16 protein-coding genes are annotated in these 17,220 nt (G+C 34.1%); 6 read left to right on the top strand and 10 right to left on the bottom strand.

Annotated features, from left to right (window positions below):
- Positions 1-39: 39 nt before the first annotated feature.
- The 3 genes from ptsP to MKY81_RS12150 all read right to left on the bottom strand — a co-directional run bounded on the left by ptsP (position 40) and on the right by MKY81_RS12150 (position 2,473).
- Positions 40-1,758: a phosphoenolpyruvate--protein phosphotransferase gene (gene ptsP / locus MKY81_RS12160; protein ID WP_066227840.1), complete on the bottom strand. Its 1,719-nt coding sequence runs from the start codon at positions 1,756-1,758 to the stop codon at positions 40-42.
- Positions 1,758-2,024 carry a phosphocarrier protein HPr gene (locus tag MKY81_RS12155; RefSeq protein ID WP_066227842.1) on the bottom strand — a complete coding sequence of 89 codons (267 nt, stop codon included), beginning with the start codon at positions 2,022-2,024 and terminating at the stop codon, positions 1,758-1,760. Before MKY81_RS12155 ends, ptsP begins: the two co-directional genes overlap by 1 nt.
- Positions 2,025-2,278: 254 nt before the next feature.
- Entirely contained in the window at positions 2,279-2,473 is a 195-nt protein-coding gene (locus MKY81_RS12150) for a hypothetical protein (protein ID WP_066227844.1), read from the bottom strand.
- A 177-nt stretch (positions 2,474-2,650) separates the two neighbouring features.
- Between MKY81_RS12150 and MKY81_RS12145 the strand changes: the two genes are divergently transcribed.
- The gene (locus tag MKY81_RS12145) at positions 2,651-2,842 is read left to right on the top strand and encodes a YkvS family protein (protein ID WP_066227846.1); all 192 of its coding nucleotides are present in this window, start codon (positions 2,651-2,653) and stop codon (positions 2,840-2,842) included.
- A gap of 160 nt (positions 2,843-3,002) precedes the next feature.
- Positions 3,003-3,614: a CPBP family intramembrane glutamic endopeptidase gene (locus MKY81_RS12140; RefSeq protein WP_108072970.1), complete on the top strand. Its 612-nt coding sequence runs from the start codon at positions 3,003-3,005 to the stop codon at positions 3,612-3,614.
- 26 nt (positions 3,615-3,640) lie between these two features.
- Here MKY81_RS12140 and MKY81_RS12135 read toward each other — a convergent pair whose 3' ends face one another.
- Positions 3,641-4,687: a YkvI family membrane protein gene (locus MKY81_RS12135; RefSeq protein ID WP_108072968.1), complete on the bottom strand. Its 1,047-nt coding sequence runs from the start codon at positions 4,685-4,687 to the stop codon at positions 3,641-3,643.
- A gap of 166 nt (positions 4,688-4,853) precedes the next feature.
- Here MKY81_RS12135 and MKY81_RS12130 point away from each other — a divergent pair, with 166 nt between their 5' ends.
- Positions 4,854-6,296 carry a DDE-type integrase/transposase/recombinase gene (locus MKY81_RS12130; protein ID WP_108073408.1) on the top strand — a complete coding sequence of 481 codons (1,443 nt, stop codon included), beginning with the start codon at positions 4,854-4,856 and terminating at the stop codon, positions 6,294-6,296.
- Between the two features lie 502 nt (positions 6,297-6,798).
- Positions 6,799-8,925, top strand: a complete 2,127-nt coding sequence (locus MKY81_RS12125; RefSeq protein WP_066227860.1) for an ATP-dependent Clp protease ATP-binding subunit — start codon at positions 6,799-6,801, stop codon at positions 8,923-8,925.
- 39 nt (positions 8,926-8,964) lie between these two features.
- Here the strand turns inward: MKY81_RS12125 and MKY81_RS12120 are convergent, their stop codons facing one another.
- A complete protein-coding gene (locus tag MKY81_RS12120) occupies positions 8,965-10,659 on the bottom strand; it encodes a M3 family oligoendopeptidase (protein ID WP_066227971.1) in 1,695 nt (564 codons plus the stop codon).
- 120 nt (positions 10,660-10,779) lie between these two features.
- Positions 10,780-11,217 carry a MarR family winged helix-turn-helix transcriptional regulator gene (locus tag MKY81_RS12115; protein ID WP_066227863.1) on the bottom strand — a complete coding sequence of 146 codons (438 nt, stop codon included), beginning with the start codon at positions 11,215-11,217 and terminating at the stop codon, positions 10,780-10,782.
- Between the two features lie 107 nt (positions 11,218-11,324).
- Between MKY81_RS12115 and MKY81_RS12110 the strand changes: the two genes are divergently transcribed.
- Positions 11,325-12,809, top strand: coding sequence for an ATP-binding protein (locus MKY81_RS12110; protein WP_341117903.1), 1,485 nt, complete (start codon positions 11,325-11,327; stop codon positions 12,807-12,809).
- A 129-nt stretch (positions 12,810-12,938) separates the two neighbouring features.
- Here the strand turns inward: MKY81_RS12110 and MKY81_RS12105 are convergent, their stop codons facing one another.
- Positions 12,939-13,226 carry an aspartyl-phosphate phosphatase Spo0E family protein gene (locus tag MKY81_RS12105; RefSeq protein ID WP_066227871.1) on the bottom strand — a complete coding sequence of 96 codons (288 nt, stop codon included), beginning with the start codon at positions 13,224-13,226 and terminating at the stop codon, positions 12,939-12,941.
- 354 nt (positions 13,227-13,580) lie between these two features.
- Between MKY81_RS12105 and MKY81_RS12100 the strand changes: the two genes are divergently transcribed.
- On the top strand, positions 13,581-15,332 hold the full coding sequence (locus MKY81_RS12100; RefSeq protein WP_066227876.1) for a B12-binding domain-containing radical SAM protein: 1,752 nt from the start codon (positions 13,581-13,583) through the stop codon (positions 15,330-15,332).
- 14 nt (positions 15,333-15,346) lie between these two features.
- Here the strand turns inward: MKY81_RS12100 and MKY81_RS12095 are convergent, their stop codons facing one another.
- The 3 genes from MKY81_RS12095 to MKY81_RS12085 form a co-directional block, all read right to left on the bottom strand.
- The gene (locus MKY81_RS12095) at positions 15,347-15,490 is read right to left on the bottom strand and encodes a hypothetical protein (protein ID WP_160331412.1); all 144 of its coding nucleotides are present in this window, start codon (positions 15,488-15,490) and stop codon (positions 15,347-15,349) included.
- On the bottom strand, positions 15,487-15,645 hold the full coding sequence (locus MKY81_RS12090; RefSeq protein WP_165797717.1) for a hypothetical protein: 159 nt from the start codon (positions 15,643-15,645) through the stop codon (positions 15,487-15,489). Before MKY81_RS12090 ends, MKY81_RS12095 begins: the two co-directional genes overlap by 4 nt.
- Before the next feature lie 76 nt (positions 15,646-15,721).
- On the bottom strand, positions 15,722-17,077 hold the full coding sequence (locus MKY81_RS12085; RefSeq protein WP_066227880.1) for a TrkH family potassium uptake protein: 1,356 nt from the start codon (positions 17,075-17,077) through the stop codon (positions 15,722-15,724).
- Positions 17,078-17,220 lie beyond the last annotated feature (143 nt).

The following is a 17,220-nucleotide window of genomic DNA, read 5'->3' as shown; positions in this document are numbered from 1 at the left end:
ATTTCTGATCATTAAACCAATTTCATTTTAACAACTCAATTACAATGAAGTAACATTCTTTACAGCTTCAATTACTTCTTCATTTGTTTGAAGTTGTAAAACTTTTTCAGCTAGTTTTTCCATGTCTGATTTGTTCAGAGAACGAATTTGTGAACGTGCTTTTAAAATAGAAGATGCACTCATCGAAAATTCATCAAGACCAAGACCAAGAAGAATTGGTATTGCGATTTCGTCACCCGCCATCTCACCACACATGCCAGTCCATTTACCTTCTTTATGTGAGGCATCAATAACCATTTTTACTAAGCGTAAAATGGCCGGATTATATGGCTGATACAAATAAGAAACGCGTTCGTTCATGCGATCCGCTGCCATTGTATATTGAATCAAATCATTTGTTCCAATACTGAAGAAGTCAACTTCTTTCGCAAATTGATCAGCAAGGACAGCTGTTGAAGGAATTTCAACCATGATTCCTATCTCAATTTGATCCGATACTGGAATATTTTCAGATTGAAGTTTATCTTTTTCCTCCAATAAAATCGCTTTCGCTTTACGGAATTCATTTAATGTCGCAATCATTGGGAACATAATTTTTAAATTACCGTATACACTTGCACGTAAAAGAGCACGTAATTGTGTACGGAACATATCCTGTTCTTCTAAACATAAACGGATTGCTCTAAAGCCAAGGAAAGGATTCATTTCTTCCGGCAATTTTAAATACGGAAGGTTTTTGTCCCCGCCAATATCTAATGTGCGGACAACAACAGATTTGTTTTCCATACCTTCTAAAACAGCTCTATAGGCTTCAAACTGTTCTTCTTCTGTTGGGAATTGATCTCTTCCCATATACAAAAATTCTGTTCGGTAAAGTCCAACCGCTTCACCACCATTAGCTTGTACACCTTGCAAATCGTTAGGAGTACCAATGTTAGCCGCTAGTTCGACGTGATGGCCATCTTTGGAAACAGTCTTTTCATTTACAAGTTTTGCCCACTCAGCTTTTTGCTGTTCATATTTTTCTTTTTCTTGTTTATATTGATTAATTACTTCTTGTGTTGGATTAATGTGAACTTCCCCATTTAAACCATCTACTATAATAATATCGCCATTTGCAATATCTTCAATGGCAGTCTTCGTTCCAACGACAGCCGGAATTTCGAGTGATCTTGCCATGATTGCAGAATGTGAAGTACGTCCCCCAATATTTGTCGTAAATCCTTGAACGAAGTCACGATTAAGTTGGGCTGTATCAGACGGCGTTAAATCCTCGGCAACGACGATTACTTCCTCTGAAATTAAGCTTGGGTTCGGAATTTTCACATTTAATAAGTGTGAAAGAACTCTTTTTCTTACATCGCGAATGTCGGCTGCACGCTCTCTCATATATTCATTATCCATTTGTTCAAACATCATAATGAACATATCAGTCGTTTCTTTTAATGCACTTTCCGCATTTATTTTTTCATCGTTAATTTTTCCTTCAACAGATGAAATGACCTCCGGATCATTAAGTACGAGAAGATGTGCATCGAATATTGCTGCTTTATCCGCACCAAGTTTTTCATTCGCATGATTTCGTATTACTTCAAGCTCGGAAGTAGCCGAAGCAATCGCGTCTTTAAATCGTTGCACCTCATTTGAACTATCATCAATTTGTTTTTTTTCAAACGATAGATCAGGTTCAACTAAACGGTATGCTTTAGCGATAGCAATTCCATTAGAAGCTGCTATTCCTTTTAATATTGTTGACATTATTCAGCTAAACCTTCTTTTTTCAATAATTCGTCAAGACTTTCTAACGCAGCCGCTTCGTCGCTGCCTTCTGCACTAATTGTAATTTGAGCGTCTTTACCAATTCCAAGAGACATTACACCCATAATTGATTTTAAATTTACTTGTTTTCCGTTATATTCTAGTTGGATTTCAGAGTCAAATTTACTTGCTGTTTGTACAAGCAATGTTGCCGGACGTGCATGAATTCCAGTATCTGCGATAACTTTAAATTGTTTTTGTGCCATTTGTAATATTCTCCTTTATAAATAAATTATATTGTTCTTATAACAAAATAAGCCACCTATCCCATTTCGTCAATAAAAATTAATAGGAAATGAAATAAGACTCTCCAATTGTTAAGGGTACCACGCGTTTAAAAAGATGACAAATTTATTGCTCACTTTATAGTATTACATTATTTTAAAAGGTTATGAATTCCCTTCATTAAGGACCTTTACAGGATTTCTAATTTTGAGTTGTTTTTTATTATTGCACTAAATTAGCTTCTAGGTATTTCTAAATATTTATAAATTACATGGCCATTTCGTTGAGCGATTCCTTGAAAATGTTTAAAGTCCTCCTGTTCAACGAGAACCTTTCGTACATCATAGAAATCTGCATTATCAACATACAACTCCTGAATTTCTCCTGTTCGTAGCTGATTTAGCAACTCCATTATTTTTTCCTGTGTCAAAAGAACCACACTCCATATCGATGATACTAAACAAGCCTTTAATAAAATTAACACATTCCGCATTAATACAAAAGAGCAAAATATTGTTTAAAAACTTGAAAATTTCTATAGAATGGTGCAAACTTAATAGAAGATATTAGAAAATTATAATAAATAACACGAAATGGGGGACGTCAGATGAAAAAAGCCGATGTTGGAAATGTTATTGAATTTAAAAACGGTTTGCGTGGCGTTGTTGAAAAAGTGAATGAAAACTCAGTAATTGTTGACTTAACATATATGGAGAATTATCGAGAACTCGAACTAGAAGAAAAAACGGTTATTAATCATAAAAATTATACGATCATCCAAGAATCAATCCAAGCATAAAAGGACTAAAAAAATTGGCTTGAATAGTCAATTTTTTTAATCCTTTTATTTACATATTGTTCATACGCTCAAATATTTTATTTGCTTTTAATATTTGTTAAAATATACTTTATAAGTTGTTTTGTTTTCTATCGTATAGTCGAGGGGAGTTTACATACAAATGAAACGCAGCGCGGCAGATATTAAGCTGATTTTAGGTATATTGTTAGCGCATGTATTGTTGTATATTACATTTCATGATAAATCAATCTTTTGGTACATATATACTGCAGTATCATTATTACTTATAAGCTATTCTATCGTTAATGAAAAGACCGATGATGATGTATCGACTAAGAAATACTTGTTTAAAGGGATTATTTCCGGCATTGGTTTATATTTAGTCTTTTGGATTGGAGACTGGTTTTTCTCCATCGTTTCTCCATACTTAGAGAATAAAGTAATCAAAACTTATGATTTGCTTTCTCCAAAATGGGTTTGGCATTATTTTGTTTTAGTATTTATTATGGCACCCGGCGAAGAAATCTTTTGGCGTGGCTTTATTCAAAAAAGACTGATGAAACAGATTCAAGGTTGGATTCCTGTTTTAATAACTGCCATTTTAAACGCTTCTGTGTTTATCTATTCAAGTAATATTGTTTTAATGTTCGCCGCATTAGTTGGAGGCATTGTGTGGGGTACGCTTTATTATAAATTTAAAAGCATCCCGCTTGTCGTTATTTCCCATTTAATTTTTGATTTATTGCTAATCGTTGTTCTTCCACTTCATTAAACCTCAAAAAAAGGCTTTGAACCGGCCTATTTTTTGAGGTCTATTTTGTCTTTTTTTACCCATAATAAAATGATAAATAATAGACTTATATAACCGAATAATGGATATAAAAATGAGAGAAGTGTGCCATAATTAATCTTACTAATTAACGTTACAACGGCAATGATCATTATATATATCCAGAACATTTTCAAAGAGATATATCGACGCAGTTGTTTTCCTAGACCATAAATATTCCCAATAATCGATGTGAAAATTTCACCGTAAATTATTGCTACATAAATAAAATAAATACTGCTGAACATATTTTGGACAATAATCGCCATAGGAATATCATACTGGGTTACGTTCGGTAGCATAATGAGTGTAATATGACTGGATATTAAAATAAGGGTTAATAAAACGCCTCCGATAATACCCCCCCATTTGACGATTTCTTTATCATTCACTTCATAGGCAATTGGCACCAGCACAGCTTGGGCTAATGTTAAATTAAGGGCTGCATAGGAAAATGGTGAGAAAAAAAATTTCCATCCATTATCAATCTCCGGAATATGAAAAAATGTATCAGCAAAATTTGGGGCTACGAGTGATTGTGTCATAATGATAAAATTATATAGAACCATCATCGGTACGACGAAAGAATTAACTGCAAATACGCCCTTCGTTCCAATAATCATAATGAGTATCGTTAATCCAATGGTAAGAAATATTCCTATATTTTTATCGATTCCTAAATGATCTTCAAATACGGAACCTGCACCTGAAAACATAACTCCACAAACACCTAACAACATAAACAACATAAATATATTCATCAACTTTGCAATGCTTTTTCCAAATACATATTGATTAAAAATCTCATATGAATGTGCTTTAAGATCAATGGCCTTCACCATGATTTTTGAACCTAATACAATAAATAAATATCCCGCCATTAGAATAGATAAAATTCCGATAAATCCATACTTCGTAAAAAACACAACTATTTCTCTTCCAGTTGCAAAACCGGCTCCAATTACTGTTCCAACATAAACTGCAGCAATTTGACATGCCCCTACCCACTTTTTCATTAACATCCCCTCACATTTGTATCCGTTTTGTCAAAACTTTTATATAAAATAGGCTATAAACTACCTTAATAGAGGGATTTTTGAGCAAAAAAATTGCCACCCCCCTAAATCTAAGGATAATTGAGGTTACCACACACCCAACAACCTTAGAAAAGGAAGTGACAAGTTGTACCCTCAAATTATAACCTATTTACTAACTTTTATAAAATTCCAAGAACAAATAATTCGAACATTACTCACCCTACTTATTGGGAAGAGTATGTTTGATAAACCGAAAGATCAGCAGCCTGTTAACAAACCTTATCGAAAACTACAAGTTGATGATCTTCCCATTATCGAAATCCCAGAAAAGCTGAATTATCGAAATCTCCTAACGGAGTACCAAGAGAAGCATGGGAAATCTCTTAAACCCGTTCGAAGACACAAGAACGCAAAAGTGTCGGTACCTAAAGGAATGAAATGTCCTAAGTGTGGTGCACCATCTGATTATCTTTATGCCAATAATGGTGATAAGGGACAGTATCAATGCAAGGTATGTTCTTGCCTTTTCAGCGATAAGAATCGTTTTTCGAAAGAGGCCATTTTGAAATGTCCTCATTGTTCTAAAACACTCGATAAGATCAAGGAGCGAAAAGATTTCGATGTGTTTAAGTGTAAAAACGACGACTGTCCGTATTATCAAAAGAAATTAAACGGTATGTCTTCCAAAGAAAAGAAACAGTTTAAAAAGGATCCCCAGTCGTTTAAGTTAAGGTATATTTTTCGCCAATTCCACATTGATTTTCAACCATTATCCAAGAATTCACCGGAGTTGCCAGTTGTTGATCTGTCTAGAATCTATGCTTCTCCGCATACGTTAGGTTTGATATTGACCTACCATGTGAATTACGGTCTTTCCGCAAGAAGGACCGCTGCCCTTATGCAGGATGTTCACGGTGTAGCTATTTCTCATCAGACGATATTGAACTACGAAAATAGTGTGGCTCTTTTACTTAAACCTTACGTGGATCACTATCCTTATGAGCTTTCAGATCAATTCTGTGGTGACGAAACCTATATCCGGGTCAATGGAAAATGGCATTATCTCTTTTTCTTCTTTGACGCGGTGAAAAAGATCGTCCTTTCGTACCGAGTGTCGCCTAATCGTGATACAGCATCCGCCATTCAAGCGATAAACGACGTCCTACTGAAGATGGAAGAGATCCCTGAAAACCTTACATTCGTAGTAGATGGAAATCCAATCTATCTTCTAGCCCAGCATTTCTTCGCTCAGAATGATATTTCTTTCGATGTGAAGCAAGTAATCGGGCTGACAAATGAAGATCCCATCTCAACCGAATACAGACCGTTAAAACAGATTATCGAAAGACTGAATCGCACATTTAAAGGAAATTATCGCTCTACACAAGGATTTGGATCGGATCATGGATCTGTTTCTTTTGTCACCTTGTTTGCGGCGTATTTTAACTTTCTACGACCACATGCATCCCTAGAGGGCAAGGTACCCGTTGTGAATCCAAAGTTATCAGGACTTCCTACCATGCCTGCGCGTTGGACAAAGCTCATCGAGTTAGCTCAACGATGGATAGTCGAACAAAGATCCGCCTAACTTTTTGTTTAGCAGAGCCCTTGGACCATTTAGCAATCGGCGGAGCGAACTCTTGACAAACCGAACTTGCCAATGGTTTAAAATGAAAATACCAAGGGCTTATTTGGTATGCCTTCTTTTTGTCCCCTTCGCCCTTGTTAACCTTGGATCAAACCATTGGCGTGTTTGTCAAGAGCGATTGCGGGAGCTCCCCACCTAATAAATGGAAAGTAACCTAAACAACTATTTAGTTTTCATAGAACTTTTTACAATACCTTTGTATCCACTACTAAACCATATGTACAAGCAATTAAAATTACGACAACAATATATTTTTAATAAAAAGGTCAAAAATGGTCAGTAAAATAGTTTACAAAATATAAAAATGGGTGTATGATAAATTCATAAGGTCAAAGATGGTCAGAAAAACAAACCATCATTTTTTTGATCAAATAGGTCAAAGTTAGTCAAAATCAAATTTTTTCGAAAAACATTTCATTGCTATTTAAGGAGGAATGCTTTTATGAAATGTCAAAAATGTCAAATGAACTTAGCAAACGTCCAATTACGAGTAAATATCAATGGTCATACACAAAATCTCCATCTTTGTTCCGAATGTTATCAAAAGGAATTTGCAATGAAGAAAACACCATTTGGTGGAATTCCTTCAATGAACGGATTTGAAGATTTATTTAAAGGATTGGGAAATTTCTCTGAAGTAAATATGAACACTCAAGAAGCGTCACATACAGGTAATAACAGCTTTCTCGATAAATTCGGTAAAAATTTAACGAATATCGCTAAAGCTGGACTAATCGACCCTGTTATCGGCCGGGATCAAGAAATTAATCGTGTAATAGAAATATTGAACCGCCGTAATAAAAACAATCCAGTATTAATTGGTGAGCCTGGTGTTGGTAAAACAGCAATCGCAGAAGGACTTGCCTTAAAAATTGCAGAAAACAATGTTCCGGCTAAATTAAAAAATAAAGAGGTATATTTATTAGATGTTGCCTCACTAGTTGCAAATACTGGAATTCGTGGCCAATTTGAAGAGCGTATGAAACAATTAATAGGAGAATTGCAGAGCAGAAAAAACATTCTCTTATTTATAGACGAAATCCATCTGCTTGTTGGTGCAGGTTCCGCTGAAGGCTCTATGGATGCAGGAAATATATTAAAACCTGCTTTGGCTAGAGGTGAGCTTCAAGTCATTGGTGCGACAACATTAAAAGAATATCGTCAAATAGAAAAAGATGCTGCATTGGAGCGTCGATTCCAACCTGTTCAAGTGAGTGAACCGACAATCGAACAAGCAATCAATATATTAAACGGATTAAAAGAAAAATATGAAAACTATCATCAAGTAAAATATTCTGACGAAGCAATAAACGCATGTGTCAACCTATCACATCGTTATATTCAAGATCGTTATTTACCTGACAAAGCCATTGATTTAATGGACGAAGCAGGTTCGAAATTAAATTTAACTTTCGGTACTACCGATCGTGCAGATATTAAACAGCGGCTTGTTGAAATAGAATCAGAAAAACAAAAAGCATTAGAAAAAGAAGATTATGAAACTGCCGCAAAATTACGTGATGAAGAGGAAAAATTAGAAAAAACATTGAATGCAAATGATCAAACGAATCATTCAGCAATTGTCGATGTATCCCTCATTCAGGAAATTATTGAACAAAAAACTGGAATTCCAGTTGGTAAACTACAAGAAGACGAACAACAAAAAATGAAAAACATTGAGAAAAACTTAGCAAAAAAAGTAATCGGCCAAGAGGAAGCAGTGAAAAAAATTGCTAAAGCGATTCGTCGCAGCCGTGCAGGTTTAAAATCAAAAAATCGTCCTATTGGTTCTTTCCTCTTCGTAGGTCCAACTGGTGTCGGTAAAACCGAACTAACAAAAACATTAGCCGAAGAATTATTTGGTACAAAAGATGCGATGATCCGTCTTGATATGAGTGAGTTTATGGAGAAACATAGTGTATCAAAATTAATCGGTTCACCTCCAGGATATGTTGGTCATGATGAAGCTGGACAATTAACGGAAAAAGTTCGCAGAAATCCGTATAGCATTATCCTGTTAGATGAAATCGAAAAAGCACATCCAGATGTACAGCATATGTTCCTTCAAATCCTTGAAGACGGACGGCTAACCGATAGCCAAGGTCGTACAGTAAGCTTTAAAGATACAGTTATTATCATGACTAGCAATGCAGGTACAGCTACTAAAGAAATACATGTCGGATTTGGTCAAAATAACGCCGTCAAAGAAACAAGCATTCTTGATTCACTCGGTAGCTTTTTTAAACCCGAATTTTTAAACCGGTTCGATAATATTATTGAGTTCCAATCTTTAAAGAAAGAACACCTACTTGAAATTGTTGATTTAATGATTAATGAATTAAATGAATCATTAGCCGAACAGCAAATTTCATTAGAGGTGACAAATGAGGTAAAAGAAAAACTTGCGGAATTAGGATATCACCCTGCATTCGGAGCAAGACCGCTTCGCAGAGTAATCCAAGAGCAATTAGAGGATCGCATTGCAGATTATATTTTAGATCATCCAGATCAAAAAGAATTAGTAGCAACTCTTAAAGACAATACAATCAGCGTTTCCATTAAAAATTAACAAAAAAGGAGAAAAGCGATAAGCTTTTCTCCTTTTTTGTTATAACTTGCTATCATCCACTTGATCTAGCCATTGTTGAATAGTACCAATGACGGATTCCACACATCCATCCTCAAATGGCGAAATAAGATTTGCTTCTTTAACTAGTTCTAAAAACGATTTGCTTCCACCTTGTTTGCATAAATGGATATAATCTTTCCATGCCTCTTCATGATTTTCTTGCGACTTTTTCCAAAATTGAAATGCACAAATTTGGGCAAGTGTATAATCTATATAGTAGAATGGTGATTCATAGATATGACCTTGTCTTTGCCAGAATCCGCCCTTTTCAAGATATTCTAGGCCGTCATAATCACGATGCGGTAAATATTTCGCTTCAATATCTTTCCATGCTTGCTTTCTTTCCGCAGGAGTTGCTTTTGGATTTTCATAAACAAAATGCTGGAATTCATCCACAGCGACACCATAAGGTAAGAATAAAAGTGCGGAGCTTAAATGGGCAAATTTATACTTATCTGTGTCCTCTTTAAAGAATAACTCCATCCATGGATATGTGAAAAATTCCATACTCATTGAATGGATTTCGCAAGCTTCATGTGTTGGCCAATTATACTCAGGAATTTCAAATTGGCGACTAGAATAAACTTGGAAAGCATGGCCGGCTTCATGTGTTAACACATCAATATCACCCGAAGTACCATTAAAGTTTGAGAAAATATACGGTGCTTTGTAATTCTCAATATACGTACAATAGCCACCGCCCGCCTTTCCTTTTTTCGCCACTAAGTCCATTAAATGATTCTCATTCATAAATGTAAAGAATTCATCTGTTTCCTTCGATAATTCCGAATACATTTTTTTGCCATTATCAATAATCCATTCAGGAGATCCTTTCGGAACAGCATTTCCTGATACAAATTGAAAACCTTCGTCATAAAACTTAAGAGAGTCAACACCAATCCGTTCTTGTTGACGTTTTCTTAATTTAGTCGCAAGCGGAACAATATATTCCTTCACTTGGTCACGGAATTTCGCCACCATATCGGCATTATAATCAATGCGTGACATACGATAATAACCGAGTTCAACGAAATTTTCAAAACCAAGTTTTAATGCAATCTCGGTTCTAATCTTTACTAATTCATCATAAATACGATCAAATTCATCCTCATGAGCAACGAAAAATCCAAATTTCGCCTCTACTGCCTTTTTCCTCGTATCACGGTCTTTCGATTCTGTAAACGGATCAATTTGTGCAAGGGTTCTTTCCTCCCCTTCAAACATAATTTTTGCAGAGGCAATTAGCTTAGTATACTCAGATGTAAGTTTATTCTCCTTTTGTAATAAAGGAATAATCTCAGGAGAAAATGTTTTTAACTTTCCTTCTGCTAAATCAAAAAGCTGCTTCCCCCACCTGTTTTCAAGTTCTGTACGAAACTCAGATGATACTAACGCTTGGTAGTATTCAGATGATAGACCTTCTACCAACGGCATAACTTCATCCATATAATCGTTTTCAGCTTTATAAAATTCATCATTCGTATCAATCGTATGACGAATATAGCAAAGATTAAACATCGTTCCTAGCTCATTGCTTATTTTATTAATATTTTTCATTGCTTCACTTTGCTCTTCTACATTTTTTGCATGTTTAAATTTTTCAAGTTCTTTATGAAAAGACGCTTCTACTTCTTCCATATTCGGTCTTTTGTATTCATAATTCTCGAATTTCACACTCATTACATACACCTCACTAAAATTATTCAATCCATGATTTATTCGATATAGATAGTTAGAATACCTCCTTTTAAATGAAAAAAGCATTTCTTCGGTCAAGAAATGCTCATTTCACTATCATAAGTGGGGAATATTTAATCCAATCTTTTTTAACGATTCAATTGCTACTTCCTTCTCATCCGGACTTAAAACGGACATCACTTGATGAATTCGATCTTGATGTTCCGGGAAAATGGATTCGATAAATTGTTTTCCTTGATCAGTAATGTGAGCAAATGTAACCCGTCGATCATTTGCACATCCTACACGTTCAATAAGTTTTTTCTTTTCCAATTTATCTACTACGTACGTAATACTTCCACTAGCTAATAATATTTTATCCCCAATTTGTTGTAATGGCTGATCGCCTTTATGATAGAGTAGTTCTAGTACAGCAAATTCTGTCGGATTTAAGCCGTTTTTCTGAATAAATTCATTCGTATATTCATTTACGGCCCGAAATGCTCTAGATAATACAATAAATAATTTTAACGATTGCTGAACTCCATTATCCATTCAATCCATTCCTTTACCTTTTACATATGAAAAACTATAAGATTTCTATTATTTTAATACAATTTATACTATGATAAAAGAGTAATTATCTAAATAGAGGTACTTCCATGAAAAATAATCTTAAAAAAATGTCACTATATTTTACTTTAGTTCTCGTTCCTGCTCTATTGATGACTCTATCATATGGGTACTATAGCTTTAAAAAAAATAATGAAAAATCAATTATGCAGACAGAACGTGATGCATCCATTTATCAAAGACAGTTGGATCAAGTAATTGGAGAAACAATAAAAAGTTTAGAGGTATTGGCAATAACATTTGAATCAAATTTTACTAATGTTTCCGATGTGAAAACAGCTCTTAATACAATTAGCGGGAAAGACCCGCGATACGGAGGAATCTATTTTTTAGATAAGAACGGAAATGTCATAACTGGAACAAATGACTATTTGAAACAATACAATCTTAAAAATCAAAGCTATATTAAGACGGTGTACCAGACTCATCAATCCGTCGTATCCGATCAAGTGGAAACATTATCAAACAATAAAAAAGTCATCGCCATCGTAACACCGGTAATAAAGAATAATGTCGTACAAGCAATAATCGTGGCACATATCCGCACAGATTATATCGTTAATATTATTCAAATGTTAACACCTAATACATTTGTGCATGTTGAAAGTGAGCAGGGAGTTCCTATTTTTTCAACGGATGATTCATTAATGCTTAATCCAACTAAACATTATGTCAGTACATCACTGGAAAGGGTACCTTGGAAAATCACATTAATTCCAAAAACGACAAAAATTAAATCTGTTGTCATTAAAACGTTTATATTTTTCTTAATCATTACGACTATCATACATGTTATTTATTTATTTTTCCATTCATTGTCAATCAAACGACAAGCAGAACGTGAAAAAATTCAAAATGATGCTCAAAAGTTAGAACTTGTAGGTACTCTTGCAGCGAGTACAGCCCATGAAATCCGAAATCCGTTAACTGGTATTAAAGGACTCGTACAATTATTATCAGAAAAATATAAAGATCCGAAAGACCAATTTTACTTTTCGGTTTTACACAAGGAAATCAATCGAATCAATCAAATTGTTAATGAATTCCTCATACTCGGCAAGCCTACCGTTCAAAAAATGGAAAAAATTGATTTAGACCAAGTGATTAATGACTTAAACCCATTAATTTATTCCGAGGCAAATTTATATAATGTCCACTATTCTTATCAAATTAAATCTGAGGAAATAACAGTATTGGCAACAATTGACCAATTAAAACAGGTTGTCCTAAATATAACAAAAAACGCCCTTGAAGCTATGCCAACAGAAGGCAAATTGTTACTTAATCTAGAAAAAAAAAGTAATCATGCTTATGTTTCTATTTCTGATAATGGAACAGGAATTTCCCCAGAAAACTTAAAAAAAATCTTTACGCCTTTTTTTACTTCAAAGGAAAACGGGACTGGTCTTGGTTTAGTCGTATGTAAAAGAATTATCGAATCATTTGATGGGAATTTGTCAATAAAAAGTGAATTAAATAAAGGTACAGAAGTATTAATTACCCTTCCTATTTAAAAAGGTTAATCTCGGTTAGGAGATTAACCTTTTTAATTATATACAGTGATGTATGAAACTAAAGGTGGGATTAATAGAGTCTAGTTCATTGATGATCAGTGAGGGTTATGCATGGTATATAATACTCTTTTAAATGGCTTTTAGTACGTTATATTTCACAACTCTCTTATTACTAAGCTTTTTATTTTTATATATAATAAATGAAGCTTCCCTGATAACGACTGGTTTCATACTTCTATCTTTTGATTGTTGGAATTTTTGATATTCATTCAAAAGCTCGTCTAATTCCTGAGAGCAAAAAATAGTTTTATCATTTGTTAACCCATATCGTTTTCCAAGTTGAATCATTTCTTCCCTTTTTACTTGAATTTGTTTTAAATATCTTTTTTCTTTTATTGCATTACTATAGGTATACACTTTTCATTCTCCTTCAATTTCATTCTCATGTCGAATTTTTTCGACTACCTTGTGAATTATCGCAGGTATACTCATAAAAGTAAATAGATTCGCAATATTAGACATTCTTTTTACAAATTTTCTTTAGTTCTACATAGAATACGATTGTTTTTCGACATTTCTCCGTAATATTCCCGATTTTTCTACACTCTTTTTTTACGTTTCTCTACTAAAAATTCTATTAGAAACAAAAATTAATCCCTTTTTATGAAAACTATTAACATTGAGGTTTTGTGCAGACTCCTATAAAATATATTAGGATAAGATAGTAACTTAAATCTCATGCATATTTGAAAGAAGAGGTAATACACATTCATGAAAATCATTGCAAGTACATTAAATGCTAAATACATTCACACGAATTTGGCCATTCGTTATTTAAAAGCTGCAGCAGCACCGGAATATAATATTGAACTTGCCGAATACACGATCAAAGACCCCGTGATGAATATTGTTTCTGATTTATTTACAAAAAAACCTGATGTCCTTGGGTTCAGCTGTTACATTTGGAATATTGAAGAAACCATTCGAGTCATTCAAATGTTAAAAAAAATTATGCCGGAACTAACGATTGTACTCGGTGGACCGGAAGTATCCTATGATACGACGTATTGGCTTAAGCGTTTACCGGAAGTTGATTTCATCGTAATGGGTGAAGGTGAAGAAACATTTAAACAGCTCCTTAATGAAATCCAAGGAAAGAAAGATTTCAAGCAAGTTCACGGCATTGGCTATATGGAAAATGGGAAGATGATTATCAACCCGATTCGCAATAAAATTGATCTTCGTGAGCTTCCATCACCTTATCGATTTGAAGAGGATCTCCCCCATCTTTCAAAACGAGTGATCTATATTGAAACAAGCCGCGGATGTCCGTTTAATTGTCAATTCTGTCTCTCATCTATTGAAGTGGGCGTTCGATATTTTAATCGTGAAAAAATTAAAGAGGATATTCGTTTCTTAATGAAACACGGTGCAAAAACAATTAAATTTGTCGATCGAACATTTAATATTAGTAGAAGTTATGCAATGGAAATGTTTCAGTTTCTCATTGATGAGCATACACCGGGAACTGTCTTTCAATTTGAAATAACCGGAGATATAATGCGTCCGGAAGTAATTGACTTTCTAAATAAAAATGCCCCAAAAGGATTATTCCGATTCGAAATTGGTGTTCAATCAACAAATGATTTAACGAATGAATTAGTGAAAAGAAGACAAAATTTCGAAAAACTTACGCGGACCGTTACAATGGTGAAAAACGGAGGTAAAATTGATCAGCATCTCGACCTTATCGCAGGGCTTCCTGAAGAGGATTACCAATCATTTCGAAAAACCTTTAATGATGTGTTTGCATTACGTCCGGAAGAACTTCAATTAGGCTTTCTTAAGATGTTGCGCGGAACAGGTTTGAGGATTCGCGCAAAAGAACATGACTATATTTATATGGATCATGCCCCTTATGAAATTTTAGGGAATAATATTCTTTCATTTGATGATATAGTTCGAATAAAACAAGTAGAAGATGTATTAGAAAAATATTGGAATGATCATCGTATGAATGAAACGATTGAATATTTAGTTACAAATGTTTTTGAAACACCATTCGATTTCTTCCAACAATTTGGTACTTATTGGGAAGAACAAGGATGGAGCAGAATTGGCCATCAACTGGAAGATTTGTTTAGAAGATTGTTATCTTTCTTAAAAGCTAACGAAGAAACAAGTGAACATATTGAAATTATCGAAGGATTAATGAAATATGATTACCTTCTTAATCAAAGATACAAGCCTCGGAAATCCTGGTGGGAGGATCGAGTAAATAAAGATGAAAGAAACACTATCTTTAACGATATCAACACGAATCCGCAACAGTTAGGTGAGAACTACGAGCATCTTCAATTAACGCAAAAAGATCTTAATAAACATACAATTATTGAAAAGATTCCATTTAACTTACATCACTATCACACAACAAAAAAAATAAACCGTGAAGATAGTTATATGCTTGTTTATTTTGATCCAAAGACCGGAAAATCATCTATTTTTAGCTCAATAAAAAAGTAGCCGCTTCATGCAGGCTACTTTTCCTTTTTAGGAGTCTTTTCCTCGTTTTCTTTTCGTCCGGCGTCCTTTGCTGCCTCATAAAACTTTATCGCATTTAGATCTCCTATTTCAACACCAAATTCTTCTTGAACATTGCCTTTACCGTTGTTTTTCTTCATTTTCCTTTACGGCCTTGTTTAGAATTTCGGTTTGCATGTTTTGCTGTTTCTTCACCATTCGCAAATTCCGCAGAAAACTCAGCCTCTTCTACATTCCTTTTTGGTGTATGACTATGTTTCACTGCGGCATTCACTTCAGCCTTTCGCTTTGCCATCTATATCCCCTCTTTTGACTATTTTATGGTACACCAATAGTTTTTTCCAAAACCATTTTGAATAAACCCAAAGAGATTATCCAATTATTAGTCGTTCCTTAGGATAATGATAATTATTCGATTGATCTCTTCCACCCATCATGTACATTAACGAAACAATTCCTACTCTTCCAATAAACATCAAAACAATTAATAAGCACTTACCAAATATCGACAAGTCAGGAGTTATTCCCAATGATGCTCCTGTCGTTCCAAATGCGGAACAAACCTCGAAAATTATTGAAAGCAAACTTTGATGTTCTGTTATGGATAAAAGAATAACCGAAACGATACAAATAAATGAAGCAATGACAAATACAGCTAATGCCTTTAATACATCCATCTCATGAATTTCCCGCTTGAAAATCTTTATATTTCGATTTCCTTTTGCAAAATGAATAATAAATAAAACAATTATCGCAAACGTTGTTGTCCGGATTCCTCCCCCAACTGAACTTGGCGAAGCACCAATAAACATTAATCCCGACATAATTAACAATGTTGGAGAGGAAAATTGATTAATATCTGCTGTTAAAAGGCCCGCGCTTCTCGTTGTATTTGATTGAAAGGTAGTATAGAAAAAAGCATCATACCAATCCTTTCCTTTTAAAAATAAATCCTTTTCTAACAAAAATATGGCTATTGTTCCAAAAACAAATAATATTCCATAGGTTGAAGTCGTTATTTTCGTAAATAATGAAAAGTGAAATTTAGGTGCGTTTTTCTTGCGTAATAAAAATTCTTTAAGCTCCAATAAAACAGGAAAGCCAATTGCCCCAAGGGTAATGAGGATCATATTAATAAATTGTACAAAATAATCTTTAGCAAACGGTATAAGCGATTGTCCAGTTAAATCAAATCCTGCATTCGTGGTTGCACTTACTGAAGCAAATAATCCGTGCAAATAAGCATCTTTCCAATCAGAATAATAAGTTAAAAAATATGTCCCTAATATTAAGGCTCCGCTTAATTCAATCATTAAAATTAAAACCAAAATTAATTTCAACATTTTAACTAAACCGGAAAGATTTGTTTGGTTTTGGTCTGTCATAATAAGTTTACGCTGTTTCAAACCAATCTTCTTGCCGAGGATTAACCAAAAGAATGTCGTAATCGACATAATTCCAATTCCGCCAATTTGCAGAATTAGCATTAATATAAATATTCCACTTGTACTGTATGTCTCAGATATATTTATTGTCGATAGTCCTGTTACACTTACTGCACTCGCTGCTACAAAAATTGTATCAAGGACACTAATATGGACCCCTGGTTTATGAGCAAAAGGAAGACTAAGAAAGATCGACGAAATAGAAACAGTTAAAAAATAATAATATACAATTAATTGAAACGGCGTTAATTTTCTTAATTTCGTTTGTAAATAATGTCTCATTAAACAAGATTCCTTTCCTACCAATGAATCAAATTCTTACTCCTTCTAATATATAGAAGAATGGCTGCGATTAAAAGGAAAATTATTTCAATAACATTTTAGAACTACTTAACTTCATTACAACCTTTTACCATTCATGTTTA

Source organism: Heyndrickxia sp. FSL W8-0423 (assembly GCF_038009395.1).
Taxonomy (GTDB): domain Bacteria; phylum Bacillota; class Bacilli; order Bacillales; family Bacillaceae_C; genus Heyndrickxia; species Heyndrickxia sporothermodurans.
Note: the sequence above shows the minus strand (reverse complement) of the source record. Positions and strands in the feature narration are given on the sequence as shown.